The sequence below is a fragment of the Pseudomonas sp. S04 genome (assembly GCF_009834545.1).
Classification (GTDB): Bacteria; Pseudomonadota; Gammaproteobacteria; order Pseudomonadales; family Pseudomonadaceae; genus Aquipseudomonas.
Genome location: NZ_CP019427.1, coordinates 2,934,984 through 2,960,315, shown reverse-complemented (window position 1 = coordinate 2,960,315; position 25,332 = coordinate 2,934,984). Strand labels below are relative to the sequence as shown.

22 protein-coding genes are annotated in these 25,332 nt (G+C 63.0%); 5 read left to right on the top strand and 17 right to left on the bottom strand.

The annotated features are described in order from the left end of the window. Nucleotides 1-10: 10 nt before the first annotated feature. A complete protein-coding gene (locus PspS04_RS13180; protein WP_159995771.1) occupies nucleotides 11-1,495 on the bottom strand; it encodes an NCS1 family nucleobase:cation symporter-1 in 1,485 nt (494 codons plus the stop codon). Nucleotides 1,496-2,116: 621 nt separating this feature from the next. Here PspS04_RS13180 and hydA point away from each other — a divergent pair. From hydA to preA, 3 genes are all read left to right on the top strand, one after another. Beyond that, on the top strand, nucleotides 2,117-3,556 hold the full coding sequence (hydA, locus tag PspS04_RS13175; protein WP_159995769.1) for a dihydropyrimidinase: 1,440 nt from the start codon (nucleotides 2,117-2,119) through the stop codon (nucleotides 3,554-3,556). A 77-nt stretch (nucleotides 3,557-3,633) separates the two neighbouring features. Beyond that, complete coding sequence (locus tag PspS04_RS13170) at nucleotides 3,634-5,001, top strand: NAD(P)-dependent oxidoreductase (protein ID WP_159995767.1); 1,368 nt, start codon at nucleotides 3,634-3,636, stop codon at nucleotides 4,999-5,001. Continuing rightward, nucleotides 5,001-6,275 carry an NAD-dependent dihydropyrimidine dehydrogenase subunit PreA gene (preA, locus tag PspS04_RS13165; protein WP_159995765.1) on the top strand — a complete coding sequence of 425 codons (1,275 nt, stop codon included), beginning with the start codon at nucleotides 5,001-5,003 and terminating at the stop codon, nucleotides 6,273-6,275. The genes PspS04_RS13170 and preA overlap by 1 nt, the downstream gene beginning before the upstream one ends. A gap of 102 nt (nucleotides 6,276-6,377) precedes the next feature. Here the strand turns inward: preA and PspS04_RS13160 are convergent, their stop codons facing one another. The 14 genes from PspS04_RS13160 to pedF all read right to left on the bottom strand — a co-directional run bounded on the left by PspS04_RS13160 (nucleotide 6,378) and on the right by pedF (nucleotide 20,406). After that, entirely contained in the window at nucleotides 6,378-6,998 is a 621-nt protein-coding gene (locus tag PspS04_RS13160; RefSeq protein ID WP_159995763.1) for a TetR/AcrR family transcriptional regulator, read from the bottom strand. A gap of 90 nt (nucleotides 6,999-7,088) precedes the next feature. After that, nucleotides 7,089-8,816 (bottom strand): PAS domain-containing hybrid sensor histidine kinase/response regulator, encoded by a 1,728-nt coding sequence (locus PspS04_RS13155; RefSeq protein ID WP_095168853.1) that lies wholly within the window; start codon nucleotides 8,814-8,816, stop codon nucleotides 7,089-7,091. Then, on the bottom strand, nucleotides 8,800-9,963 hold the full coding sequence (ercA, locus tag PspS04_RS13150) for an alcohol dehydrogenase-like regulatory protein ErcA (RefSeq protein ID WP_159995761.1): 1,164 nt from the start codon (nucleotides 9,961-9,963) through the stop codon (nucleotides 8,800-8,802). The genes PspS04_RS13155 and ercA overlap by 17 nt, the downstream gene beginning before the upstream one ends. A gap of 109 nt (nucleotides 9,964-10,072) precedes the next feature. Continuing rightward, complete coding sequence (gene pqqE, locus PspS04_RS13145) at nucleotides 10,073-11,215, bottom strand: pyrroloquinoline quinone biosynthesis protein PqqE (protein ID WP_159995759.1); 1,143 nt, start codon at nucleotides 11,213-11,215, stop codon at nucleotides 10,073-10,075. After that, a complete protein-coding gene (gene pqqD, locus PspS04_RS13140; RefSeq protein WP_095168856.1) occupies nucleotides 11,193-11,465 on the bottom strand; it encodes a pyrroloquinoline quinone biosynthesis peptide chaperone PqqD in 273 nt (90 codons plus the stop codon). The genes pqqE and pqqD overlap by 23 nt, the downstream gene beginning before the upstream one ends. Beyond that, a complete protein-coding gene (gene pqqC / locus PspS04_RS13135; RefSeq protein ID WP_159995757.1) occupies nucleotides 11,462-12,214 on the bottom strand; it encodes a pyrroloquinoline-quinone synthase PqqC in 753 nt (250 codons plus the stop codon). Before pqqC ends, pqqD begins: the two co-directional genes overlap by 4 nt. A gap of 91 nt (nucleotides 12,215-12,305) precedes the next feature. After that, on the bottom strand, nucleotides 12,306-13,220 hold the full coding sequence (pqqB, locus tag PspS04_RS13130) for a pyrroloquinoline quinone biosynthesis protein PqqB (protein ID WP_159995755.1): 915 nt from the start codon (nucleotides 13,218-13,220) through the stop codon (nucleotides 12,306-12,308). 55 nt (nucleotides 13,221-13,275) lie between these two features. Next, nucleotides 13,276-13,347 (bottom strand): pyrroloquinoline quinone precursor peptide PqqA, encoded by a 72-nt coding sequence (pqqA, locus tag PspS04_RS13125; RefSeq protein ID WP_003253598.1) that lies wholly within the window; start codon nucleotides 13,345-13,347, stop codon nucleotides 13,276-13,278. A gap of 261 nt (nucleotides 13,348-13,608) precedes the next feature. Then, nucleotides 13,609-15,129 carry an acetaldehyde dehydrogenase ExaC gene (exaC, locus tag PspS04_RS13120; protein ID WP_095168859.1) on the bottom strand — a complete coding sequence of 507 codons (1,521 nt, stop codon included), beginning with the start codon at nucleotides 15,127-15,129 and terminating at the stop codon, nucleotides 13,609-13,611. 272 nt (nucleotides 15,130-15,401) lie between these two features. Further along, the gene (locus PspS04_RS13115) at nucleotides 15,402-17,177 is read right to left on the bottom strand and encodes a PQQ-dependent methanol/ethanol family dehydrogenase (RefSeq protein WP_159995753.1); all 1,776 of its coding nucleotides are present in this window, start codon (nucleotides 17,175-17,177) and stop codon (nucleotides 15,402-15,404) included. A 168-nt stretch (nucleotides 17,178-17,345) separates the two neighbouring features. Then, nucleotides 17,346-18,278, bottom strand: coding sequence for a quinoprotein relay system zinc metallohydrolase 1 (locus PspS04_RS13110; protein ID WP_159995751.1), 933 nt, complete (start codon nucleotides 18,276-18,278; stop codon nucleotides 17,346-17,348). Between the two features lie 16 nt (nucleotides 18,279-18,294). Next, complete coding sequence (locus PspS04_RS13105; RefSeq protein WP_095168862.1) at nucleotides 18,295-19,056, bottom strand: quinoprotein dehydrogenase-associated SoxYZ-like carrier; 762 nt, start codon at nucleotides 19,054-19,056, stop codon at nucleotides 18,295-18,297. An 8-nt stretch (nucleotides 19,057-19,064) separates the two neighbouring features. Beyond that, nucleotides 19,065-19,940: a substrate-binding periplasmic protein gene (locus PspS04_RS13100; protein ID WP_159995749.1), complete on the bottom strand. Its 876-nt coding sequence runs from the start codon at nucleotides 19,938-19,940 to the stop codon at nucleotides 19,065-19,067. Between the two features lie 4 nt (nucleotides 19,941-19,944). Continuing rightward, nucleotides 19,945-20,406, bottom strand: coding sequence for a cytochrome c-550 PedF (gene pedF / locus PspS04_RS13095; protein WP_095168864.1), 462 nt, complete (start codon nucleotides 20,404-20,406; stop codon nucleotides 19,945-19,947). Nucleotides 20,407-20,659: 253 nt separating this feature from the next. Between pedF and exaA the strand changes: the two genes are divergently transcribed. Both exaA and PspS04_RS13085 read left to right on the top strand, forming a co-directional pair. Further along, on the top strand, nucleotides 20,660-22,546 hold the full coding sequence (gene exaA, locus PspS04_RS13090) for a quinoprotein ethanol dehydrogenase (protein ID WP_159995747.1): 1,887 nt from the start codon (nucleotides 20,660-20,662) through the stop codon (nucleotides 22,544-22,546). Between the two features lie 81 nt (nucleotides 22,547-22,627). Then, the gene (locus PspS04_RS13085; RefSeq protein ID WP_159995745.1) at nucleotides 22,628-23,275 is read left to right on the top strand and encodes a pentapeptide repeat-containing protein; all 648 of its coding nucleotides are present in this window, start codon (nucleotides 22,628-22,630) and stop codon (nucleotides 23,273-23,275) included. Between the two features lie 157 nt (nucleotides 23,276-23,432). Here the strand turns inward: PspS04_RS13085 and PspS04_RS13080 are convergent, their stop codons facing one another. Both PspS04_RS13080 and PspS04_RS13075 read right to left on the bottom strand, forming a co-directional pair. Continuing rightward, entirely contained in the window at nucleotides 23,433-24,071 is a 639-nt protein-coding gene (locus PspS04_RS13080; protein WP_159995743.1) for a response regulator, read from the bottom strand. Continuing rightward, nucleotides 24,068-25,330 (bottom strand): sensor histidine kinase, encoded by a 1,263-nt coding sequence (locus PspS04_RS13075; protein WP_159995741.1) that lies wholly within the window; start codon nucleotides 25,328-25,330, stop codon nucleotides 24,068-24,070. The genes PspS04_RS13080 and PspS04_RS13075 overlap by 4 nt, the downstream gene beginning before the upstream one ends. Nucleotides 25,331-25,332: the final 2 nt, after the last annotated feature.

The following is a 25,332-nucleotide window of genomic DNA, read 5'->3' as shown; positions in this document are numbered from 1 at the left end:
AGGCCTGCAGTCATACCGCCGATTTCGCAATGGAAGCGTCCGGCCGCATCGTGCACAACCCGTAGTAAATCAGGCCTCCCAGGGCCGAACCGGTGAACCAGCCGTAGCTGTAGAACCAACTGAACGCATCGCTGCCCAGGGACAACAGGGTCAGCACCACCGGTACGCCGAACGCGATGAAACCGAACCAGTTCCACGCCGGGTATACGTCATCGCGGTACAGCCCCGCCAGGTCCAGTTGCTGTTTCTTGATCAGGAAATAGTCCACCACCATGATCCCGGCGATCGGTCCAAGCAAGCTCGAATAACCCAGCAGCCAGTTGGAATACACCGATTCCAGGCTGATCTCGGAGACGATCCAACCCAGTTTTTTCAGCAGTTCATGGCCCATCAGGGCCAGGCCCACCAGCCCTGTGAGCATCACCGCCATGGTCCGGTTGATCAGCTTGGGCGCCAGGTTCTGGAAGTCATTGGTCGGCGACACAATGTTCGCCGCGGTGTTGGTGGACAAGGTGGCAATGATGATCAAGGCCATGGCCAGCGCGACCCAGAGCGGGCTCTGGATGTGGCCGATGAGGGTCACCGGATCGGACACTGTCACCCCCACCAGTTTTTCCGAGGCGGCGGTCAGCACCACGCCCAGGGCGGCGAACAGGAACATGGTCAGCGGCAGGCCGATGATCTGCCCGACGATCTGGTCCTTCTGGCTTTTTGCGTAGCGGCTGAAATCCGGAATGTTCAACGACAGGGTGGCCCAGAAGCCGACCATGGCGGTCAAACCGGCGAAAAAGTAACTCCAGACGCTGGCGCCTTCCGGCCGTTTGGGCGGCTGCGCCATCAACTCGGTCAGGGAAACGTTCGGCATGGCCCACACCAGCAGCCCCAGCCCCACCAGCACCAACAGCGGCGCCGATAGGGTCTCCAGCCATTTGATCGACTCGGCCCCGCGCAGCACCACCCACAGGTTCAGGGCCCAGAACACCATGAAGCCAATAACCTCGCCGGTGCCGCCGAGGGATTTCCAGCCCTCGAAGATCGAGCCCAGAAACAGATGGATTGCCAGCCCGCCGAACATGGTCTGGATACCAAACCAGCCACAAGCGACCAGGGCGCGGATCAGGCAGGGTACGTTGGAGCCGATCACCCCGAAGGAGGACCGCAGCAATACCGGGAACGGAATACCGTACTTGGTCCCGGCAAAGGCATTGAGGGTCAGCGGAATCAGGACGATGACGTTGGCCAGCAGGATCGCCAGCAGTGCTTCGCCGACGCTCAGGCCGAAGTACGCTGTCAGCACCCCGCCCAGGGTATAGGTCGGTACGCAGATCGACATGCCGACCCACAGCGCGGTGATGTGCCATTTGTTCCAAGTGCGCTCATGCACCTTGGTCGGGGCAATGTCGTGGTTGTACCTGGGGCTGTCGAGGACGTCACTGCCGGCGTCCAGCTCGTACAACCCGTCGCGCTCGGTGACCTGGGATCTGTTCTGTTGCATGGCCGCTCCACTGTTCTTTTGATTATTTTGCTCATCGGGCTGGCCAACGGAGTAACCGCGAGCCAAACGATGGCCGGAGAACTGACGACTTTTACCTTCCGGCCAAGGTGTCAGCGGCGGCAATCAATAAGCGTGCCGCGGACGCTGCCAGGCTTCGGTGCGGATCAGTAAAATCCATGTAAACAACTGATATCAATTGGTTTCTGTTTCAAAACTATCCCGCCTGCAGCAACCCGCCCGCACACTCAGGCTAACTGCCAGGCAAGTTGTCCAACCCGTCAGGACTCATTCTGGTGCGTTATATTTATAGATGAATTTTTCCTTCGCCACAGGCTGACCTCAAATAGCTGATTTCACATGACAAATCTCGACCATATTGGGTTCCTGTCAAGTGCGTCAAAATGGTGAACGGTCGCACCAATATGCGTATTTTTAGTTTTATCTGTTTATATTCAATAACTTAAGATAGTTATAAGCATATAAAAAATATTCTTGCTCATTCGCTTAACTCCAGCTAGCGTTTAATCCTGACAGCGCTGACAGGAATACAACTTCCTTGGCCTGCTCCATATAAAACACTTAGAACCGGCACAAGCCGGTCTTGCCTGCGAGGAACTCGGAATGTCTCTGTTGATCCGTGGCGCCACTGTAATTACCCATGATGAAAGTTACCGCGCCGATGTCCTCTGCGCCGACGGCTTGATCAAAGCCATCGGTAACAATCTGGAAATTCCCGCAGGCTGCGAAGTGCTCGATGGAAGCGGCCAGTACCTGATGCCCGGCGGCATCGACCCCCATACCCACATGCAACTGCCCTTCATGGGCACAGTCGCCAGCGAGGACTTCTACAGCGGCACCGCTGCGGGCCTTGCCGGCGGCACCACCTCGATCATCGACTTCGTGATCCCCAACCCCCAGCAGTCCCTGCTCGAAGCTTTTCACCAGTGGCGCGGCTGGGCCGAGAAGTCCGCCGCCGACTACGGCTTTCATGTCGCCATCACCTGGTGGAGTGAGCAGGTCCGCGAGGAAATGGCCGAATTGGTCAGCCAGCACGGGGTCAACAGCTTCAAGCACTTCATGGCCTACAAGAACGCCATCATGGCGGCCGACGACACCCTGGTCGCCAGTTTCGAACGCTGCCTGGAACTCGGGGCCGTGCCCACCGTACATGCGGAAAACGGCGAACTGGTCTATCACCTGCAACGCAAGTTGATGGCCCAGGGCATGACCGGGCCGGAAGCACACCCGCTGTCGCGGCCGTCACAGGTCGAGGGCGAGGCGGCAAGCCGGGCGATCCGCATCGCCGAAACCCTCGGCACGCCGCTGTACCTGGTGCACGTCTCGACCAAGGAAGCCCTGGACGAAATCACCTACGCCCGCAGCAAGGGGCAACCGGTCTACGGTGAAGTGCTGGCCGGGCACCTGCTGCTGGATGACAGCGTCTACCAGCACCCGGACTGGCACACCGCCGCCGGTTACGTGATGAGCCCGCCCTTCCGTCCCCGCGGCCACCAGGAGGCACTCTGGCACGGCCTGCAATCGGGCAACCTGCACACCACCGCCACCGATCACTGCTGTTTCTGCGCCGATCAGAAAGCCGCCGGTCGCGACGACTTCAGCAAGATTCCCAATGGCACGGCCGGCATCGAAGACCGCATGGCGGTGCTCTGGGATGAAGGGGTCAACAGCGGGCGCCTGTCGATGCAGGAATTCGTCGCGCTGACCTCCACCAACACCGCGAAGATCTTCAACCTCTACCCGCGCAAGGGCGCGATCCGCGTAGGCGCCGATGCCGACCTGGTGCTGTGGGATCCACAGGGCACTCGCACGATCTCGGCCAAGACCCATCACCAGCAAGTCGACTTCAACATCTTCGAAGGCAAGACCGTGCGCGGCATTCCCAGCCATACCATCAGCCAGGGCCGGCTGGTCTGGGCCGATGGCGACCTGCGGGCCGAACGGGGTGCCGGGCGCTACATCGAACGCCCGGCCTACCCGGCGGTGTTCGACCTGTTGAGCAAGCGCGCCGAACTGCGCAAGCCGGTGGCGGTGAAACGCTGAGATCCGGGCCCACACAGGCCATACAAAAACCAATGCCCGCCAGAGGCAAACCCTCAAATAACCGTGAGGCCTAGACCGTGATCAATTCTCTGAACCACTTGCCCCATCCCCTTGAGGATGGCGCTACCCTCGCCGGCCACTTCAGCGACCTGGCCCCGCCCCTCACTGCGCGCCAGGCCGAAGTCGAAGCCTCGCGCTGCCTGTATTGCTACGACGCGCCCTGCGTCAACGCCTGCCCCAGCGAGATCGACATTCCCTCCTTCATCCGTAACATCCACCAGGACAACGTCCAGGGCGCCGCGCAGAAAATCCTCTCGGCGAACATTCTCGGCGGCAGCTGTGCCCGGGTCTGTCCGACGGAAATCCTCTGCCAGCACGCCTGCGTGCGCAACAACGCCGAGGAATGCGCGCCGGTGTTGATCGGCCTACTGCAACGCTATGCCATCGACAACGCGCACTTTCGCGAGCATCCGTTCCAGCGCGCCGCCGCCACCGGCAAGCGCATTGCCGTGGTCGGCGCCGGCCCCGCCGGGTTGTCCTGCGCGCACCGCAGTGCCATGCACGGCCATGAAGTGGTGATCTTCGAAGCCCGGGAAAAAGCCGGTGGACTCAACGAATACGGGATCGCCAAGTACAAGCTGGTGGATGACTTCGCCCAGCACGAACTGGATTTCCTCCTGCAAATCGGCGGCATCGAAATCCGCCACGGGCACAAGCTCGGCGACAACCTGAGCCTCAGCGACCTGCACCAACAGTTCGACGCAGTGTTCCTCGGGCTCGGCCTGGCCGCCAGCAAACAACTGGGCCTGCCCCACGAAGACGCGCCGGGCCTGCTGGCCGCCACCGACTACATCCGCGAACTGCGCCAGAGCGATGACCTCAGCCAACTGCCCCTGGCCGAGCATTGCATCGTCCTCGGCGCTGGCAACACAGCCATCGACATGGCCGTGCAAATGGCTCGCCTGGGGGCCCGTGACGTCAACCTGGTGTACCGCCGGGGCCTGGAGGAGATGGGCGCGACCGACCACGAGCAAGACATCGCCAAGGCCAATCAGGTGCGGCTGATGACCTGGGCCCAACCCGAGGAAGTCTTGCTCGACGCTAAAGGCCAGGTGCGCGGCATGCGCTTCGCCCGCACCCGCCTGGATGAGGGTCGGTTGGTCAACACCGGCGAGACCTTCGAACTGGCCGCCGATGCGATCTTCAAGGCCATCGGCCAAAGCTTCGACGAGCACGCCCTGAGCGATCCGCTGGCCTGCCAACTGCAGCGCCAGGGCGGGCGAATCCAGGTGGACGAACAGATGCGCACCAGCATTCCCGGGGTCTATGCCGGCGGCGATTGCACCAGCCTCGACCAGGACCTGACCGTGCAAGCGGTGCAGCACGGCAAGCTCGCCGCGCACGCCATGCATGCCCAACTCATGCTCAACGTGGAGGCTGCGTAATGGCCGATCTCTCGATTGTCTTCGCCGGCATCAAGGCCCCCAACCCGTTCTGGTTGGCCTCCGCACCGCCCACCGACAAGGCCTACAACGTGGTCCGGGCCTTCGAGGCCGGCTGGGGCGGCGTGGTCTGGAAAACCCTGGGCGAGGACCCGGCGGCGGTCAACGTCTCGTCCCGCTATTCCGCGCACTTTGGTGCCAACCGTGAAGTCATGGGCATCAACAACATCGAACTGATCACCGACCGCTCGCTGGAGATCAACCTGCGGGAAATCACCCAGGTCAAGAAAGACTGGCCGGATCGCGCCCTGATCGTCTCGCTGATGGTGCCCTGCGTCGAAGAGTCGTGGAAACACATCCTGCCGCTGGTGGAAGCCACCGGCGCCGACGGCATCGAGCTGAACTTCGGCTGCCCCCACGGCATGCCGGAGCGCGGCATGGGCGCGGCAGTGGGCCAGGTGCCGGAGTACGTCGAGCAAGTCACCCGCTGGTGCAAGACCTATTGCTCGTTGCCGGTGATCGTCAAGCTTACGCCGAACATCACCGACATCCGCGTCGCCGCTCGAGCGGCCCATCGTGGTGGGGCCGATGCGGTGTCGCTGATCAATACCATCAACTCAATCACCAGCGTCGACCTCGACCGCATGGTCGCCCTGCCCATGGTTGGCACCCAGAGTACCCACGGCGGTTACTGCGGCTCGGCAGTCAAGCCGATTGCCCTGAACATGGTCGCCGAAATCGCCCGCGACCCGCAGACTCAGGGCCTACCGATCTGCGGTATCGGTGGCATCGGCAGTTGGCGCGACGCCGCCGAATTCCTGGCCCTGGGCAGCGGCGCAGTGCAAGTGTGCACCGCAGCGATGCTGCATGGTTTTCGGATCGTCGAGGACATGAAGGACGGCCTGTCGCGCTGGATGGACAGCCAAGGTTACGCCAGCGTGCAGGACTTCGCCGGGCGCGCGGTGGGCAACACCACCGACTGGAAGTACCTGGACATCAACTACCAAGTGATCGCCCGGATCGACCAGCAAGCCTGCATCGGTTGCGGACGCTGCCACATCGCCTGCGAAGACACCTCGCACCAGGCCGTGGCCAGCCTCAAGCAGGCCGACGGCAGCCACAAGTACCAGGTGATCGACGACGAATGCGTGGGCTGCAACCTGTGCCAGATCACCTGCCCGGTGCAGGACTGCATCGAGATGGTGGCGGTCGATAACGGCAAACCCTTCCTCGACTGGAACCACGATCCGAGGAACCCCTACCACGTTGCAATCTGACCGACCGTCATCGCTCCCACTGGAGGAATGCATTTGCTGGTGGGAGCGATCCGGGCGTCGCTCCGTTTGCTCGCGATGAAGCCAGCCCGGACAATCCCGACCTCAAGGCTCCAACCCAATCCCCCGCAAGATCACACTCGTCACCGTCTGCACCGCCCTCTCGAACTGCATGTCCGACAGCGGCTGGTGCTCGTTGAGAATGTTCACCTGGTGATCGAAGTCAGCGTAGTGCTGGGTCGAGGCCCAGATCATGTACAGCAGGCTGGAAGGCTCGACCGGGAGGATGCGTTGGTCGTCGACCCACTGGCGGATTTTGGCTTCTTTCATCTTGGCCCAGTCGTACAGGCTGGCGTCCAGCGCCTGGCCCAGGGTCGGTGCGCCGTGGATGATTTCATTGGCCCAGACTTTCGAGCCATAGGGTCGGCTGCGCGAATGGTTCATCTTGGCGCGAATGTAGCTGCTCAGGACCACCCGCGGATCGTCGAACATCTCGAAGCACAGCGCGTCCTGCTTCCACACTTCCAGCAAGTCGAAGAGCACCGCGCTGTAGAGTTCGGTCTTGGTGCTGAAGTAGTAATGCAGGTTGGAGCGTGGCAGTTGCACTTCCCTGGCGATGTCCGCCATCGCGGTGCTGCCAAAGCCTTTTTCGGCGAAGACTTTTTCCGCGGCCAGGAGGATTTTCTCGACGTTGCTGCGACGGATCTCGATCTTGTGATTGCCCATGGGGGCTCCCTGTCAGCGGCATTGTCCAAGACTAGCATTGGCGACACACGAAACGAAACGTGTACGCCGAGGGCCGCCAATGATTACCGCTCAACCCAGCAACTGGCTCAACACCGCGCGCAACTTGCCGGGCTTCACCGGTTTGTTCAGCAGCGGCGCATCGAGTTTCTGCAAGGATTGCCGGCATTGGTCAGTGCGGTCGGCGGTGATGATCACTGCCGGGATCACCTGCTGGAAATGCTCGCGCAAATGCCGCACCACCTCACAGCCCACTACCCCGTGGTCCAGGTGATAGTCCGCCAGAATCAACTCCGGAGCCTGGCCCATCAAGTTGCTCAGGGCCGAGCTTTCATCGGTGGCCGTGACCACTTCGCAGCCCCACTGCCCGAGCAACGCGCTCATGCTCTGCAGGATGCTCACTTCGTTGTCCAGCACCAGCAACCGTCGGCCCGGCAGCGGATTGCCGGTGCCCGCCTGGGGCACCGCGAGGCTGATGGGCAGAGGGATGTCGTCGGAAATCGGCACATCGATGCTGAACATCGAACCGCGTCCTGGCAAGGAATGCACCTGGACCCGGTAATCGAGGATCTTGGCGATCCGCTCGACGATCGCCAGCCCAAGGCCGACGCCCTTGCGGTCGGCCGCGCGGCCGACATCCAGTTGATTGAATTCGAGGAAGATCGATTCCAGGCGATCTGCCGCAATCCCACGCCCGGTATCCCAGACCTCCAGGCGCAACAGTGCGCCCCGCCGGCGAGCGGCCAGCAGGATGCTGCCCTGCTCGGTGTAGCGGCAGGCGTTGCTGAGGAAGTTGCGCAGGATGCGGGTCATCAGTCGCAGGTCGGTACGGATCCCGAAGTCACCCATGCGCACCCGCAAATTCAGCCCGGCGGCTTCAGCCACCGACTGGAACTCCGAGACCAGCGGGCCGAGCAATTCGTCGAGCCGATACAGGGCTACGTCGGGTTTTACCGCTGCCTGATCCAGGCGCGAGATATCCAGCAAGTCAGTGAGCAAATCCTCGGCCCCTTCCAGGGCCTGGTGAGTGCGCTCCACCAACACCTGCTCGACCTCGGGCAGATGCCGCTCGCGCAGGGTCGAAACCAGCAGCCGCGCGGCGTTTAGCGGTTGCAGCAGGTCGTGACTGGCCGCGGCCAGGTACTTGTCCTTGCTGTGGTTGGCGGCCTGGGCGGCGTCCCGGGCATCACGCAGGGCTTGCTCGATCTGCTCGCGCTCGGCGATCTGCTGTTGCAGGTTGCGGTTGGCCTCGAGCAATTCGTCGGTGCGTGCGGTGACCCGTTGCTCCAGTTGGTCATTGAGCTGTTGCAGGCGCTCCTGGGCCAGCTTGCGTTCGGTAATGTCGGCGACAAACCCTTCCACCAAGCCCTCCTGATCGGGCTTGAGCAACAGGTTCATCAGCACGTCCAGTGCGCTGCCGTCCTTGCGCCGCAGTTGGGTTTCGTAGCCCAGCAGGCTGCGCTCGCGCTGCAGGATCTCGCGGATCTGCTCCAGCTCGCGGGCGCCGCCGACAAACAGCGTGTCGGCCAGGTCCGTCAGGGAGAACAGGACATCCTGCGGGTCTGTGTAGCCGAGCATCCGCGCCAACGCCGGGTTGGCCGCACGCATGCCTTCCAGCAAGCTGGCCTGGAACACACCGTGCACGGCGTTTTCAAACAGCCACTTGTAGCGATTGCGCTCGGCTTCCAGCTCTTGCAGGCGCGCCGCCAGTTCCGGGTAATGACTCTTGCGGGCCGAGTGGTTGCCTAGCCCCAGCAGCCCGGCCAGCGCCTGTTGCTGCTGCTCAGAGGGCTTCGCCATAGACGACCTCGACATCCCGCTGACTGGACTCGCGCGGATTGGTGAGGATGCACGGGTCATCCATCGCGTGTTGCGAGAGAAACGGGATGTCCGCCGTACTGACCCCATGCAGGCCCAGGGTTTCGTGGAAACCGATGGCGTGCTTGAGCGCGATCAGGTGCTCCACCAGGCGCCCGCAGATCTGCCGGTGATTGAGGCCACGGCAGTCGATGCCAAAGGTCTCGGCGATCACCTTGAAGCGCTCCGGCGCCGAGTTGTAGTTGAACGCCACCACGTGCTCCACCAGCACCGCGTTGCACAGCCCGTGCGGCAGGTCGAGAAAGCCGCCGAGGCTGTGGGACATGGCATGCACCGCACCCAGGATCGCGTTGGAGAACGCCAGCCCGGCCTGCATGCTGCCGAGCATGATTTTTTCCCGCAGGGCGATGTCCGCCGGGTTGGCAATCATCTGCACCAGATTGCCGTTGATCAGCCGCATCGCTTCCAGGGCGTGGGGGTCGGTCAGCGGCCCGTGCCCGGTGGACACGAAGGCTTCGATGGCATGCACCAACGCGTCGATGCCGGTACAGGCCGACAGGAACGGGTCCATGCTCAGGGTGGTTTCCGGGTCGATCAGCGACACGTCAGGCACCACCGCTTTGCTGACGATGGAAAATTTCATGCGCTCCTGCTGGTTGGAAATGATCACGAACTGCGACACGTCCGCCGAGGTGCCGGCAGTGGTCGGGATCAGGATCAGCGGCGGGCTGGGGACGCGAATGGTGTCCACGCCTTCGAACTCGAGAATGCTGCGGCCGTGGGCGACCACAATGCCAATGCCTTTGCCGCAGTCCATCGGGCTGCCGCCACCGACCGCGACAATCACGTCGCAGTGATTTTCCCGGTACAGCTCGGCGCCGAGCATGACTTCTTCGACCCGCGGATTGGGCGACACGTCGCTATAGAGGAAATACTCGATGCCCTGGGCCTGAAGGCTGGCCTCGACATCGGCCACCCAGCCGGCGGCAATCACCCCCGGGTCGCTGACCACCAGTACCTTGCGGGCACCGAAGGTCTTCGCATAGTTGCCGACGTTGTGCCGGCAACCGGCACCGAAGATGATTTCAGGGGAAACGAACTTACGCAGTTGGCTGAGACTCTGGCTCATTGGAAAGCCTGTTTTTTATTGTTTTGAAAGGTAACAGCCACACTAACCGATCCGGTGGTGAATGCAATCAGACCATTGGGTACCCCCAGAGCGAACCAGATCTGACTATCTATCCGCGATAAATCAACCGCGAAGCCTTTTCATTGCGCAGCGTCAGCGCCTCCATGCCCGGCCCGGGTGCCTCGGCTTCTTCCCGGGCCTTGAGGATCACCCCGTGGTGCGCCGACTTGCTGCACACCGGATCAGCATTGGCGGCGTCGCCGGTGAGCATGAATGCCTGGCAACGACAGCCGCCCAGGTCCTTGTGTTTTTCATCGCAGGAGCGGCACGGCTCCTTCATCCAGGCATCACCGCGAAAGCGGTTGAAGCCGAACGAGTCATTCCAGATGTGCTCGATGCTGTGCTCGCGCACATTGGGGAACGCCACGGGCAACTGCCGGGCGCTGTGACACGGCAGCGCGGTGCCATCGGGGGTGATGTCGAGAAACAGGTTGGCCCAGCCGTTCATGCAGGTCTTGGGACGCTCCTCGTAGTAGTCCGGGGTAACGAAAATCAGTTTGCACGGATGGCCTTGCGCCTCAAGCCGCTTGCGGTACTCCTGGGTGATCGCCTCGGCGCGCTGCAACTGGTCGCGGGTCGGCAGCAGGCCCACCCGGTTGAGTTCGGCCCAGCCGTAGAACTGACAGGTGGCCAGCTCGACAAAGTCGGCCTCCAGCTCCAGGCACAGCTCGATGATCTGCTCGATGCGGTCGATGTTGTGCCGGTGCGTGACAAAATTCAGCACCATCGGGTAACCCTGGGCCTTGACTGCCCGGGCCATCGCCAGTTTTTGCGCGAAAGCCTTGCGCGAGCCGGCGAGCATGTTGTTCACCGCTTCGTCGGCCGCCTGGAAGCTGATCTGGATATGGTCCAGCCCGGCCACTTTGAAATCCCGCACTTTCTGTTCGGTCAGGCCAATGCCCGAGGTGATCAGGTTGGTGTAGTAGCCCATGTCCCGGGCGGCCTTGATGAGCTCGGCGAGGTCCTGGCGCACCAGCGGCTCACCACCGGAAAAGCCCAGTTGCGCGGCGCCCATGTCGCGGGCCTCGCGGAACACTCGAATCCACTCGGCGGTACTCAGCTCCTCGCCGTGCCGGGAAAAATCCAGCGGGTTGGAGCAATAGGGGCATTGCAGCGGGCACCGATAGGTCAGCTCCGCCAGCAACCACAGCGGTGGACCAGGTGGCGCTTCACTCAATCCAGAATTGCGCATGGGCCACCTCCAGGAACGCCAGGACATCCTCGTCGATCCCCGGCACCCCAGGGAAACTGGCGCTCAATTGAGTAATGATCGCCGCCACACTGCGCTGGCCGTCCACCAGGCTGAGGATCTGCCCGGCGCTGGTATTGAGCTTGATCATGCCCTCGGGGTACAGCAGCACGTGACAGTCCTGGCGCGGTTCCCATTGCAGGCGAAAACCACGGCGCAGCACGGGTGCCTGTTCGTGTTTGATCAGATTCACAGGGCGATCCCCCGGTGCCAGACATTGGCGCTGGTCACCGTGTGGTACGGCGGGCGCTCCAGTTCGTAGGCCAGGCTCATGGCATCGAGCATGCTCCACAGCACATCGAGCTTGAATTGCAGGATGTCGAGCATGCGTTGCTGGCCGGCGGCGGTGACGTAATGCGCCAAGGTAATCTGCAGCCCATGCTCGACGTCGCGACGGGCCTGCCCCAGGCGCGTGCGGAAATACTGGTAGCCGGCCGGGTCGATCCAGGGGTAATGCTGGGGCCAGGCGTCCAGGCGCGACTGGTGGATCTGCGGGGCGAACAGCTCGGTCAGCGAACTGCTCGCTGCCTCCTGCCAGCAGGCGCGCCGGGCGAAATTGACGTAGGCATCCACGGCAAACCGCACCCCCGGCAGCACCAACTCCTGGGACAGCACTTGTTCGCGGGTCAGCCCGACGGCTTCGCCGAGGCGCAACCAGGCTTCGATCCCGCCTTCGCTGCCCGGTGCGCCGTCGTGATCGAGCAAGCGTTGCAGCCACTGCCGCCGCACCTCGCGGTCTGGACAATTGGCCAGGATCGCTGCGTCCTTCAGCGGGATGTTCAACTGGTAGTAGAACCGATTGGCGACCCAGCCCTGGATCTGCTGGCGAGTGGCACGCCCGGCGTACATGGTTTGGTGGAACGGGTGATGGATGTGGTAATAGGCACCCTTGGCACGTAGGGCGGCTTCGAATTCCCTGGGGGTCATTGGCTGGTCAATCATTGTGCTTCTCCTGGCGGTTCGGTGAGGTCTGGGGGCATCGCGGGCAAGCCCGCTCCCACAAGGGTCCGAGTCAGCCTGCTGGCGAAAGGCCCTACAGGTCGATGTGCATGCCGTCGTAGGCCACTTCGATTCCGCGCCGCTCAAGCTCCGCCCGCTCGGCCGAGTCCGGGTCGAGGATCGGGTTGGTGTTGTTGATGTGAATCAGCACCTTGCGCTGGCGTGGAAAGCCCTCCAGCACCTCAAGCATGCCCCCCGGGCCGCTTTGCGCCAGGTGCCCCATCTCGCGGCCCAGGCTCTGGCCGACTTCGCACAGGCGCATCTCGTCGTCGCGCCACAGCGTGCCATCGAGCAACAGGCAATCGGCGCGCTGCATCCAGCCGAGCAATTCGTCGTCGACCTGGCCCAGGCCCGGGGCATAGAACAACGACGCACCGCTGCGCCGGTCCTCGATGAACAGACCGATGGTGTCACCCGGCTGCGGGTTGCCACGATTCGGCGAATACGGTGGTGCGTTGCTGACCAACGGGATGGCCCGGAACTCAAGGTGCGCGCAAGCAGCGATGCTGAACGGCGCGCGGTCCAGGCCGATGGGTGACCACTGCAGGCCGCCGTTCCAGTGGGCCAGCATGTCAAACAAGGGAAACCCGCTGCTCAGGTCCTGATGAACCCGTTCGGTGCACCACACGGTGTGCGGACAGCCTTCGCGCAGGCTCAACAGGCCGGTGCAGTGGTCGATCTGGCTGTCCATCAGGATGATTCCGTTAATCGCCGTATCCCGCAGCCGGCGCGCCGGTTGCAGCGCGGGGAAACTTTCCAGCTGCGCGCGAATGTCTGGCGAAGCGTTGCACAGCACCCAGTCCACAGCGTTGTCACTCAGGGCAATCGAGGACTGCGTACGCCGTTGCGCACGCAGGCTGCCCGCGCGCACGCCAGCGCACTGGCGGCAATTGCAGTTCCACTGCGGAAAACCGCCACCGGCGGCGGAACCGAGGACACGGATGTGCATGGGCATTGCTCCAGAAGGCAGGCCCGGCCAACGCTATGGCTGGCCGGGTGGACAATCAACGGTTGGCGAAATACATCGTCACTTCGAAGCCAATGCGCAGATCGGTAAACGCGGGTTTAGTCCACATGGGTCATTCCTCTTCTTGTGCCGGGCGATTCCGGTACAGGCATTAATGCACGGGGCTTGAGGTGACCGAATGCTACTTTCGAAGGAGTTGGCGGGGTGATTTGGTAGGGGGGTGCGATCGTCATGCACGCACAAACGTTGTAGGAGCGAGCTTGCTCGCGAAGGACGTGAAGACAGCGCGTACATACAGACAGAACGCGTCATCGTTGACGTCCATCGCGAGCAAGCTCGCTCCTACAGGGTGGTTGTCGTTAGTGCGAAGTTAGAAGAACCCCAGCGGATTGATGTCGTAGCTCACCAGCAGGTTCTTGGTCTGCTGGTAGTGGTCGAGCATCATCTTGTGGTTTTCCCGGCCGACCCCGGACTTCTTGTAGCCACCGAACGCGGCATGGGCCGGGTACAGGTGGTAACAGTTGGTCCACACGCGGCCAGCCTTGATCGCCCGGCCCATACGGTAGGCGCGGTTGATGTCGCGGGTCCACAGGCCGGCACCGAGACCGAACTCACTGTCGTTGGCAATCGCCAGGGCCTCGGCTTCGTCCTTGAAGGTGGTGACACCGACTACCGGGCCGAAGATTTCCTCCTGGAACACGCGCATCTTGTTGTGACCCTTGAGCAGGGTTGGCTGGATGTAATAGCCGCTGGACAGGTCGCCCTCCAGACGCTCGGCCGCACCGCCAGCAAGCAGCTCGGCGCCCTCCTCCTGGGCAATCTGCAGGTACGAGAGGATCTTGTCGTATTGCTGCTCGGAAGCCTGGGCGCCGACCATGGTTTCGGTATCCAGCGGGTTGCCGCGCTTGATCTTGACGATCTTCTTCATCACCTGGGCCATGAACGGCTCGTAGATCGACTCCTGCACCAGCGCCCGGGACGGACAGGTGCAGACTTCGCCCTGGTTGAAGAACGCCAGCACCAGGCCTTCAGCGGCCTTCTCGATGAACGCAGGCTCGGCATTCATGATGTCTTCGAAGAAGATGTTCGGCGACTTGCCACCCAGCTCCACCGTGCTCGGAATAATGTTCTCGGCGGCGCAATGCATGATGTGCGCGCCCACCGGGGTCGAGCCGGTGAAGGCAATCTTGGCGATGCGCTTGCTGGTGGCCAGGGCTTCACCGGCTTCGCGACCAAAACCCTGGACGATGTTCAGCACGCCGGCGGGCAGCAGGTCGGCGATCAGTTCGGCGAAGACCATGATCGACAGCGGCGTCTGCTCGGCGGGCTTGAGCACGATGCAGTTACCGGCCGCCAGCGCCGGGGCGAGTTTCCAGGCGGCCATCAGCAGCGGGAAGTTCCAGGGGATGATCTGCCCGACCACGCCCAGGGGTTCGTGGAAGTGGTAGGCGGTGGTCAGCTCGTTGATTTCTGCGGCACCGCCTTCCTGGGCGCGGATGCAACCGGCGAAGTAGCGGAAATGGTCGGCGGCCAGCGGTACGTCGGCGTTGAGGGTCTCGCGCACGGCCTTGCCGTTGTCCCAGGTTTCGGTGACCGCGAGGATTTCCAGGTTCTGCTCGATGCGGTCAGCAATTTTCAGCAGCACCAGGGAGCGATCCTGGGCCGAGGTCTTGCCCCAGGCATCTGCCGCTGCATGGGCGGCATCCAGGGCTCGGTCGATGTCGGCGGCGCTGGAGCGCGGGAACTCGGCAATTACCTCACCGGTGACCGGCGAGGTGTTGGTGAAGTACTGGCCATTGATCGGCGCAACAAATTCGCCGCCGATGAAATTGCCATAGCGCGGCTTGAAGGAAACAACAGCGCCTGGGGTACCGGGTTGTGCGTAGATCATGCTGGGCCTCTGTCTTGGTCAATGCCTGTCGGGCAAACAGGCGATGCACCGATAGTAGAGAGCCCCGCGTGCCAGACGTATGCGCCGTTGGCAGGGGGGGCTCTCGTTATTTGGTCGTAGATTTTGCACAGATCACTGTAGGAGCGAGCTTGCTCGCGATGAACCCGAGAACGCCACGGGGTATCAGGTTTCCAGCGTTATCGTTGACGACCATCGCGAGCAGGCCGCAAGCGGGCGCTCGCTCCTACAGGGGTTATGCGGTGGAGTCGGGATCAGTGCTTGGCCACCAGCTCCTTCGGCAACTTGAAGGTCCAGAGCATGCCGCCCTGGTTGAAGTCCTTGACCCGCTTGGCCACTTCGCCGCCCCACAGCGGTACGGCGCCGCCCCAGCCCGAGAGCACCGAGACGTATTGTTCGCCGTCCATTTCCCAGGTCACGGGTGAGCCCAGGACCCCGGAGCCGGTCTGGAACTCCCAGACTTTTTCCCCGGTCTTGGCGTTGAACGCCTGCAGGAAACCTTCCGGCGTACCGGTGAACACCAGGTTGCCCTTGGTGGTCAGCACCCCACCCCACAGTGGCGCGAAGTTCTTGTGGCGCCAGACTTCCTTGCCGGTTTTCGGATCAATTGCCCGCAGCACGCCGATGTAGTCTTCGTTCAGCGGCTTGATGGTGAAGCCGGCACCGAGGAATGCCGCGCCTTTTTTGTAGGCGATGCCTTCGTTCCAGATGTCCATGCCCCACTCGTTGGAGGGCACATAGAACAGCCCGGTGTCCTTGTTGTAGGCCATCGGCATCCAGTTCTTGGCCCCCAGGAACGCCGGCGCGACAAACACCGAGCTGCCCTTGGCCTCGCTGCCCGGAGCACCCGGTCGGCTGGCTTCGTTGTAGATTGGCCGGCCATTTTTATCCAGGCCGGTGGCCCAGGTGATCTTGTCGACAAACGGGAAGCCACGGATGAACTTGCCGTTGGTGCGGTCCAGCACGTAGAAGAAGCCGTTGCGGTCGGCGGTGGCAGCAGCCTTGATCTCTTTGCCGCCTTCGTTGTAGTTGAACGACACCAGTTCGTTCACCCCGTCATAGTCCCAACCATCGTGGGGCGTGCTCTGGAAGTGCCACTTGATGGTGCCGTCGTCCGGGTTGAGGGCCAGACGCGACGAGGAGTAGAGGTTGTCGCCAGGACGCAGGTGCGAGTTCCACGGAGCCGGGTTGCCGGTGCCGAACAGCAGCAGGTTGGTTTCCGGGTCGTAGTAGCCGCCAAGCCACGGTGCGGCGCCACCAGTCTTCCACAGATCGCCCGGCCAGGTCTTGCCCGCTTCGCCACCGGAAATGCCGTTCTCGACCGCCTTGCCGTCCTTGTAGACGTAGCCCATGTGACCTTCGACCGTTGGCCGGCTCCACAGCAGTTCGCCGTTTTTCGGGTCGTAGGCTTCGATCTTGCCCACCACGCCGAACTCGCCACCGGCGACCCCGGTGATCAGCTTGCCGTTGATCACCAGGGGCGCAGCGCTGATGGAGTAGCCTTCCTTGTGGTCGGCGACTTTTTTGCTCCAGACCACTTTGCCGGTGTCCTTGTTCAAGGCCACCAGCTTGGCGTCGAGGGTGCCGAAGAACACCAGGTCGCCGTACAGCGCCACGCCGCGGTTGATCACGTCGCAGCAGGGACGGATGTCATCGGGCAGGCGCGCATCGTATTGCCAGAGCTTCTTGCCGGTGCGCGCGTCCACCGCAAACACCCGCGAGTAGGAGCCGGTCATGTACATCACGCCGTCCTTGATCATCGGCTGCGCTTGCTGGCCACGCTGTTTTTCGCCACCGAAGGAGAATGCCCAGACGGGGCGCAGGTCCTTGACGTTATTCACGTTGAGGGTGTCCAGTGGGCTGTAGCGCTGACCCTGGACGCCCAGACCGTTGGTGACGATCTGCTCCGGGTTTTTCGGGTCCTGGAGAATGTCCTGGTCGCTGACGGCGGCCAGGGCCGTGCCGGACAGCAGCATGGCGCTGAGCAGTGCACACAGGACGAAGGGTTGGCGACGTGCGGGTTGGGTCATGGCGGCTACCTCTGCGGTTTTTGTTATACCCGGGAAATTTTCCCGGTCTGGAGCAGATTCTTCAGCGCCACGACCCTGGCAACAATTGCCCGCAGTGTGGAGATTGTTAGTTCCTTGGTAGGGGGTCCGATTCCATAGCCGCTACTACGGCGCAACGATGCGATGGGATTACGGGGTGGCGTCAATCCGCTGCATCTGCTCGCGCTCATAGCGCGGATACAAATGACTGACGCTGCGGATCAATTCATAGCGGCTCAGGTTGATGGCGGCGAAGCGCTCGGGGATCGGGCTGCGGATCATCTCGCCCATGTCGCTGCCGTTGGCGGCACCGTCACGCAGCAGTTGGTCGAGCCAGGCCAGGTAGTCGCGCATCTGCTCGAACGGACGCGCATCGCTGGCCACCGGGCCGTGACCGGGCACCACTTGCGTCCAGGGCAAACCCTGCAGCGTGGCAATGTCGGCCAGCCACACCGACAACCCCGGGCTGTTGGGCGTGGTCAGGGCCCGCTGATAAAACACCAGGTCACCGGCAAACAGCACGCCGGTTCGCTGGTCGAGAATAGCCAGATCTGCGCCGGTATGCCCACCCAGGCTCAGCAGTTGCAAATCGTGATTCCCAAAACTTTTCAGCCCCGGCGCCAGGGTCTGGGTTGGCAGCACCACTTCGGTGCCGCGCATCCAGTCGCCGACCATCCGGTACATGTTCTCGGCCATGGCGTCACCCTGCTGTTGCAGGAGCTCGGTGGTCCCGGGCAAGGCGCCAATGGGCACATCACTGAACGCCTGGTTGCCCAGCACGTGGTCAGGATGGTGATGGGTCAACAGCAGCTGGATCACCGGCTTGTCAGTGACCGTTGCGATCGCCTTGCGCAGGGCCTCGCCGTAGCGTTTGGAGGGCCCGCTGTCGATCACCACCACTCCTTGGCGGGTGACGATGAACGCGGTGTTGACGATATTGCCGCCGTTGGCCTTGGCAAAATTGTCGGTGCTGCCCTCCAGCAGCCAGGTGTCTTCGGCGATCTGTCGCGGGCTGAGCACATAGTCGAGATCCGCCAGGGCCGGCAGGCTCAGCGACAGGCACAACAACAGCATCCAGCGCATCAGGTACTCCTTGGGCTCAGGGCAGGGTTGCGGAAAATTGGTTGCCGCTGTTGTCACGCAGCAGCAGGCGCGTCTGCCCTGCCCCTTCGATATCGAAGGCCAGGCTGGGGTTTTCACTGACCGCAGGGAACAGCTCCAGGCGGGCCATGAGCTGGTCGTCCTGGTCACGCAGTTCAGCGTGGTTGAGGAAGAATTCCGGGATCCCGCCAACCATGCCGTTGTCCATCGGATGGGCCACTTGCAGGCGCAAGCGGCTGAAGCTGTCCCGCGGATAACGGCCACCGAGCACTTCGCCAATGTGTTCTTCCCAGCCTGGCTGGCTGCGCACCACACTCGGCGCCGTGCAGCCGCCACCCGCGGCGTCGATCAGGGTCGAGCCAACGTGCCACAGGCCGTCCCGGGTCTGCACCGCCGCGCGCAGGGGCGTGGCCTGCTCGATACGGATACGGATCGCCAGCCACGGCAGCACCCCGCCGAGCGGTTCGAAGTCGACGATCTTCGGCAACGGATTCAACTCGGCCCAGGCGAGGATTCTCACCACCTCGCCCTTGAATGCCCGGGCGTCGATTTCCAGTGGCACCTGGCGCGCATCCTCGGCAAACGGTGGCGCCAGCAGCTTGACCCGCTCATCGAACACGAACGGCGCATCGCCGAGCATCTGCTTGTGATAGAAGGCCCACATCACCGACGGCACCGGATCCTTCCCTGGGTCGACCGGCGCGGCCACCGCCAACAACGGCAGCCAGCAGGCCAACAGACAACTCGCTCGCCAGTTCATCGCAGCTCCTATTGATACATCTCGGGCACGTCGTAGCGCAGGCCGTAATGGCTATACAGGGCTTGCACCGCACCCTCGCGGATCAAACCTTCCAGCGCCTCTTCGACGGCGTAGGCCAGTTGACGGTTGCTCTCGTGCACCGCCATGCCGATTTCCCAGCGTTGCTTGCCCATGTTCGGGTAGGCGTTCTCTGCCAGCGCCAACTGCGGGTCGGCGGCTTGGTGCAATTGCCAGTCGATCTCGCCGCGCATGGCCATGACCGCATCAACTTCTCCAGCCTGCATGGCGGCAAAGGCCTGCGGCACACCGGGATAGTGCCGGGTGTTTTTCGCCAGCATGCCGTTGAACACCGAGGTCAGGTAGAACGAGGGCACGCTGTCGACCTCGACCCCGATCGGCTGGTATTCGAACACCGCCACACTGGCCACCTTGTCCAGCCGCCGGCGGTCAAAAGCCACCTGCCACTGTTCGCTCTGGTACGGCCCGAACATCACCACATGGCCGTTTTCCAGCTCGCCCAGCTCATTGCGTTTCTGCGCGAAGTCGCGGTCGTAGGGCACGCGCATCATCAGGTCGGCCAGTTGCTGGTTGTGCAACGCACTGGCACGCCAGATGTAATCGCGCAGGTCGTCGTCGAGCTTTTCCCCGGCCGGCGCCCAGATCAGTTGCAGCCGCACGCCCAGAGCCTTGGCCAATGCCTGGGCCAGCTCCACATCGACCCCACGGGGCTGCCCGGCTTCCTCGAAGCTGTAGGGGGCAAAGTCCTTGTACACCGCCACCTTCAACTCCCCGGCGGCGATCATCTCGTCATACGTCCGGACCTGGGCCTGCGCCGCTGGGCAACACAGCAGCAGCGCACTGATCAACACCGCGAGCAGGCGCATGGGCTCACTCCTCGACGTGCACGCTATCGAGGTAGGTGCGTACCGCCCACAGGGCTTCCTGGCTCAGGTAGTCGGCCATCTTCGGCATGTACACCCGACCGTCACGCACGGCACCGTGGCGCACGCGCTCGACGAACCATTCGTCCCCGGCATCGCCGGCGTCGAGCATGCGCAGGTCGGGGGCAATCCCCCCGGACTTGGCTTCCAGGCCATGGCAGGCGGCGCAGTTCTGGTTGTAGGCCGATGAACCGATGGCCACGGCCTTGTCGTGTTCCGGCGAAGTGCGGTATGGGTTCACTGCAGCCCAGCCATCGCCATCCAGCGTCACGCCGGCATCCTTGATCGGGGTCAGGCCCTGGGTCTCGACGGCTTGTGGCACCACGTTGCCGTGGGCCCAGGCCGAACCTGCACTGATAAAGCCGGCCAGCAGTCCGGCAACGAGCAAGGCGTTGCGTTTTGTTGTCATTGTTATGCCCTCAGGATTGCACGCAAAACCTCTTGGCAGAGGCTATGGCAGCCATCTTAGAAAGGCCTTGGCACAAGCCCCATGCTGCTTTGGTGGCCGCGCTCTACTCCCTTGGTAGTAGGGCTTGTGACGCACACCCAATTCATAGCCCGACCGGGAAGTCTTCCCGGCCACAGCGGGATTTTTTCCGTAGGCGCCACCGACACGGCGCAGCACCCTGTGCAGGCCAAAACCTCCACTGGGAACTGCAACCATGACAATAAGATCGCTACCCGCCCTTTCCCCCCTGACCCTCGCCGTGCAGGCCTTCTTGCTGGTGGGCGGCCTGTCCCTGGGCACCACCGGGTACGCTGCCACCGCCCCGACCAGCACCAAGGTGAGCTGGGAAGACATTGCCAACGACCACCTGACCACCAAGGACGTGCTGCAATACGGCATGGGCACCAACGCCCAGCGCTGGAGCCCGCTGGCCCAGGTCAACGACCAGAACGTGTTCAAGCTCACCCCGGCCTGGTCCTACTCCTTCGGCGATGAAAAACAGCGCGGCCAGGAATCCCAGGCCATCGTCAGCGACGGCGTGGTGTACGTCACCGGTTCCTACTCCCGGGTCTTTGCCCTCGACGCCAAGACCGGCAAGCGCCTGTGGACCTACAACCATCGCCTGCCGGACAACATTCGTCCGTGCTGCGACGTGGTCAATCGTGGCGCGGCGATTTTCGGCGACAAGATCTACTTCGGCACCCTCGACGCGCGGCTGATCGCCCTCGACAAGAACACCGGCAAAGTCGTATGGAACAAGAAGTTTGGCGACCACGCCGCCGGCTACACGATGACCGGCGCCCCGGTGCTGATCAAGGACAAGACCAGCGGCAAGGTGCTGCTGATCCACGGCAGCTCTGGCGATGAATTCGGCGTGGTCGGCCAACTGTTCGCCCGCGACCCGGACACCGGCGAAGAAGTCTGGATGCGGCCTTTCGTCGAAGGCCACATGGGCCGCCTGAACGGCAAGGACAGCACCCCCACCGGTGACGTCAAGGCACCGTCCTGGCCCAATGACCCGACTACCGAGACCGGCAAGGTCGAGGCCTGGAGCCATGGTGGCGGCGCTCCTTGGCAGAGCGCCAGTTTCGACCCGGAAAGCAACACCATCATCGTCGGCGCTGGCAACCCCGGGCCCTGGAACACCTGGGCGCGTACCTCCAAGGACGGCAACCCGCACGATTACGACAGCCTCTACACCTCAGGCCAGGTCGGGGTCGACCCGAGCACCGGCGAGGTCAAGTGGTTCTACCAGCACACCCCGAACGATGCCTGGGACTTCTCCGGCAACAACGAGCTGGTGCTGTTCGACTACAAGGACAAGGACGGCAAACTGGTCAAGGCCACCGGCCACGCCGACCGCAACGGCTTCTTCTACGTGGTCGACCGCAACAACGGCAAACTGCAGAACGCCTTCCCCTTCGTCGACAACATCACCTGGGCCAGCCACATCGACCTCAAGACCGGACGTCCGGTGGAGAACGAGGGCCAACGCCCGGCCAAGCCCCTGCCAGGGGAAACCAAGGGCAAGCCGGTGGAAGTCTCGCCGCCGTTCCTCGGCGGCAAGAACTGGAACCCCATGGCCTACAGCCAGGACACCGGGCTGTTCTACATCCCGGGCAACCAGTGGAAAGAGGAATACTGGACCGAAGAGGTCAACTACAAGAAGGGCTCGGCCTACCTGGGCATGGGTTTCCGCATCAAGCGCATGTACGACGACCACGTCGGCACCCTGCGCGCCATGAACCCGACCACCGGCAAAGTGGTCTGGGAGCACAAGGAGGCCTTGCCGCTGTGGGCCGGCGTGCTGGCGACCAAGGGCAACCTGGTGTTCACCGGCACCGGCGACGGGTTCTTCAAGGCCTTCGATGCGAAAACCGGCAAGGAGCTGTGGAAGTTCCAGACCGGCAGCGGCATCGTCTCGCCGCCGATCACCTGGGAACAGGATGGCGAGCAGTACATCGGCGTGACCGTCGGTTACGGCGGCGCGGTGCCGTTGTGGGGCGGCGACATGGCGGAGCTGACCAAACCCGTGGCCCAGGGTGGCTCGTTCTGGGTGTTCAAGATCCCGAGCTGGGATAACCCGACCGCCAAACGCTGATCCTCGCTACTGACACATACTTTGTAGGAGCGAGTGCCCGCTCGCTCCTACAGGGAAATCGGCACCTCCGAGAACCTTGCGATGAACTATCTACCTCTGCTGCTTCTCCTGAGCCTCACCCCCGCCCACGCCGACGACGGTGACGACACCCCGCTGATCATCAACGGCTGCACCATCGCCGACCACAGCCAATGCCCCGGCGCCAATCTGCGTGGCGCCAACCTGAGCAACCAGGACTTGCGCAACATGAACCTCAGCGGCGCCGACCTGCGCGATGCCGATCTGCGCCACGCCCGCCTGGACCTGGCCAACCTGGAAAAGGCCCAACTGCAAGGCGCTAACCTGACTCGCGCCAGCCTGCAACAAAGCAACCTGCGCCTGGCCGACTTCACCGGCGCGACACTGCTGGCGGTCCAGGGCTGGGGCCTGTTTGCCCAAGGCGCGCAATTCCAGGACGCCAACCTGGGCGGCGCCTACCTGCAATTCGCCCGCCTGTCCGGCGCCAAGCTGCACAACGCCAACCTGCGCGCCGCCGACCTGGAAATGACCTGGCTGAGCAAGGCCGACCTGCAAGGCGCCAACCTCAGCGACGCCAACCTGCAGGAAGCCAAGTTCGGCGAAAGCAACCTGGCCCAGGCCAACCTCAGCGGCTCGCGCCAGCATTACGGCAACTTTCAGGATGCGAACATGGAGGGGTGTGTCGGTTGCCCAACGACCTGGGATAAATGACTGGCTTTACGCAGGCTCTACGAACACCTGGCTCGTGCCCTCAGTGGGATTTTTCGATAGCGGCAGATTTTGCATACACCGACACAAGGAGCGAGCGCCCGCTTGCGGCTTGCTCTCGATGGCGGTGTGTCAGGCGACATCGATGTTGAATGCTCCGTCAGCTCGCCACCCGCACCACCCCCATATCAATCCCCAGGTGCACCAGTTCGGCATGAGAGCTGACCTGCAGCTTGCTCTTGAGCAAGGTCAGGTGGTTGGAAACAGTCTTGCTGCTGATGCTCAACTGCTCGGCAATCAGCCGTGCCGGGGTGCCTTTGGCGAGCATCACGAAGATCTCCAGTTCACGCTGGGTCATGCTTTGCAGGCGCGGATCGCTGGCGTCCTGTTGCGGGTGGCACGCCAACTGGGTAGCCAGGGGCTGCTCGATATAGGCGTGACCGGCGAGAATCCGGCGCACCGCCTCGATCAACACCTCAGGCGCCGAGCTTTTGGTCAGGTAGCCCGACGCCCCGGCATCGAGGGCCTGGCGCACCAGCGGCAGTTCATCGTGCATGCTGAAAAACAGCACCCGCAGTTGCGGCAAGCGCTGGCGCAGGCGGCGGGTGGTTTCCAGGCCACTGATGCCCGGCAGGCCAAAGTCCATGATCACCAGGTTCGGCAGCGCCTCCTGGACCCGGCTCAACGCCTCCTCGCCGGTGGCCGCTTCGCGCACTTCGATCGCCGGCAACAACGCCCGCAACAGGCTGGCGTAGCCTTGGCGGACTACCGCGTGATCATCGACCAGCAAAATGTTCATGACACCTCCAAAGGCATGCTCAAGGCCAGCGCCCAACCGGCGCCGGGCTGACTGATGATGCGCAGTTCGCCGCCCAGGCAACGGGCCCGTTCGAACATTGAATACAGGCCGACACCCGGTTGCTGTGGTTGCTGCGCACCACGACCGTTATCGCGCACCAGCACCCGCAATCGTCCGCCGCAATGATGCAGGCGCACCCGCACCTGACTGGCGCCAGCATGACGGGCAATGTTGGTCAGGGCTTCTTGCAGCAGCCGATACAGATGGGTCTGGTGCGGTGCGGACAGCAGCGGCAGATCGGCGCTGACCCGCAACCGGCAATCGATGCCCTGCCGGGTCTGCCACTGCTGCACCAGCAAGCCCACGGCCGCGCTCAACGGCAGGTGCTGCAGGACTACCGGATAGAGATCCTGGACCAGGGCGCGAAAGCCCTGCTGCAGGTGTTCGCAGTTGTGCTCCAGCTCGCGCACCGTGCGCTCGATGGTCTGGGGCTGGTTCGCGACCAGGCGCAGCAGACAGGCCTGGGCGCGAATCCCCGCCAGGTACTGGCCAAGATCGTCGTGCAGGGTCTGGGCCAAATGGGTGCGTTCCTGCTCCTGCACGGCCAACAGGGTGCGGGTCAACCGGGCATTGTCGGCATGGGCCTGTTCCAGTGCCTCGGTCATGCGGTTGAACTGCTGGGCCAGTTGGCGCGCTTCCGCCAAGCCGGTACCGCGCAGACGGACCTTGAGCTGGCCAGCGCACACTTGCTGCAAGGCCCGCAACAACTCATCGAGCAGGCTCGTGCCACGGCGTACCGCCCAGCGAATACTGACCAGGCTGACGAGCAACGCCAGGGCGCACAGGCCGAGCAGTTGCTGCACCGAGTCCCAGACTTCATCGAGTTCGTCCCGCGGGTCCAGGGCAATTTGTACCCGCCGGCCGTCACGCAGATCAAGCAGACGGGGGCTGTGCAGGCGCTCGGCAAACAGCAGTCGGGCGAGCCAGGCATCCATGCCTTTGTGCGCCGGAGCCTGTGCCGCCTCCCCCGGCTGCAACCAGCGTACCCGCACGTGACGCAGACCTTCGGTCAGCCGGGGCTGCAGGCTGACCGGGTCGCGTGCGGCGCTTTCGCTCAAATACTCGACCACCGCTTCTGCCGACTGCAGTTCCCGCTCGACATCTGCCAGCGCCTGATGCAGCAGCAAGCCCATGCACCCCAGGGTCACCAGGGCAAAAAAGCCGCAGACCCACAGGTTGATCCGCCACAGGGCCGACACGC

Bases quoted from the DNA above. Each gene is read 5' to 3' on its own strand.
- ercA (WP_159995761.1), bottom strand. From the start codon at position 9,963: ATGAGCCAGAGTCTCAGCCAACTGCGTAAGTTCGTTTCCCCTGAAATC.
- preA (WP_159995765.1), top strand. From the start codon at position 5,001: ATGGCCGATCTCTCGATTGTCTTCGCCGGCATCAAGGCCCCCAACCCG.
- pqqE (WP_159995759.1), bottom strand. From the start codon at position 11,215: ATGCGCAATTCTGGATTGAGTGAAGCGCCACCTGGTCCACCGCTGTGG.
- PspS04_RS13085 (WP_159995745.1), top strand. From the start codon at position 22,628: ATGAACTATCTACCTCTGCTGCTTCTCCTGAGCCTCACCCCCGCCCAC.
- PspS04_RS13105 (WP_095168862.1), bottom strand. From the start codon at position 19,056: ATGAACTGGCGAGCGAGTTGTCTGTTGGCCTGCTGGCTGCCGTTGTTG.
- PspS04_RS13100 (WP_159995749.1), bottom strand. From the start codon at position 19,940: ATGCGCCTGCTCGCGGTGTTGATCAGTGCGCTGCTGCTGTGTTGCCCA.
- PspS04_RS13180 (WP_159995771.1), bottom strand. From the start codon at position 1,495: ATGCAACAGAACAGATCCCAGGTCACCGAGCGCGACGGGTTGTACGAG.
- PspS04_RS13110 (WP_159995751.1), bottom strand. From the start codon at position 18,278: ATGCGCTGGATGCTGTTGTTGTGCCTGTCGCTGAGCCTGCCGGCCCTG.
- PspS04_RS13080 (WP_159995743.1), bottom strand. From the start codon at position 24,071: ATGAACATTTTGCTGGTCGATGATCACGCGGTAGTCCGCCAAGGCTAC.
- exaA (WP_159995747.1), top strand. From the start codon at position 20,660: ATGACAATAAGATCGCTACCCGCCCTTTCCCCCCTGACCCTCGCCGTG.
- hydA (WP_159995769.1), top strand. From the start codon at position 2,117: ATGTCTCTGTTGATCCGTGGCGCCACTGTAATTACCCATGATGAAAGT.
- pqqB (WP_159995755.1), bottom strand. From the start codon at position 13,220: ATGCACATCCGTGTCCTCGGTTCCGCCGCCGGTGGCGGTTTTCCGCAG.
- exaC (WP_095168859.1), bottom strand. From the start codon at position 15,129: ATGATCTACGCACAACCCGGTACCCCAGGCGCTGTTGTTTCCTTCAAG.
- PspS04_RS13115 (WP_159995753.1), bottom strand. From the start codon at position 17,177: ATGACCCAACCCGCACGTCGCCAACCCTTCGTCCTGTGTGCACTGCTC.
- PspS04_RS13155 (WP_095168853.1), bottom strand. From the start codon at position 8,816: ATGGCGAAGCCCTCTGAGCAGCAGCAACAGGCGCTGGCCGGGCTGCTG.
- pqqC (WP_159995757.1), bottom strand. From the start codon at position 12,214: ATGATTGACCAGCCAATGACCCCCAGGGAATTCGAAGCCGCCCTACGT.
- pedF (WP_095168864.1), bottom strand. From the start codon at position 20,406: ATGACAACAAAACGCAACGCCTTGCTCGTTGCCGGACTGCTGGCCGGC.
- PspS04_RS13160 (WP_159995763.1), bottom strand. From the start codon at position 6,998: ATGGGCAATCACAAGATCGAGATCCGTCGCAGCAACGTCGAGAAAATC.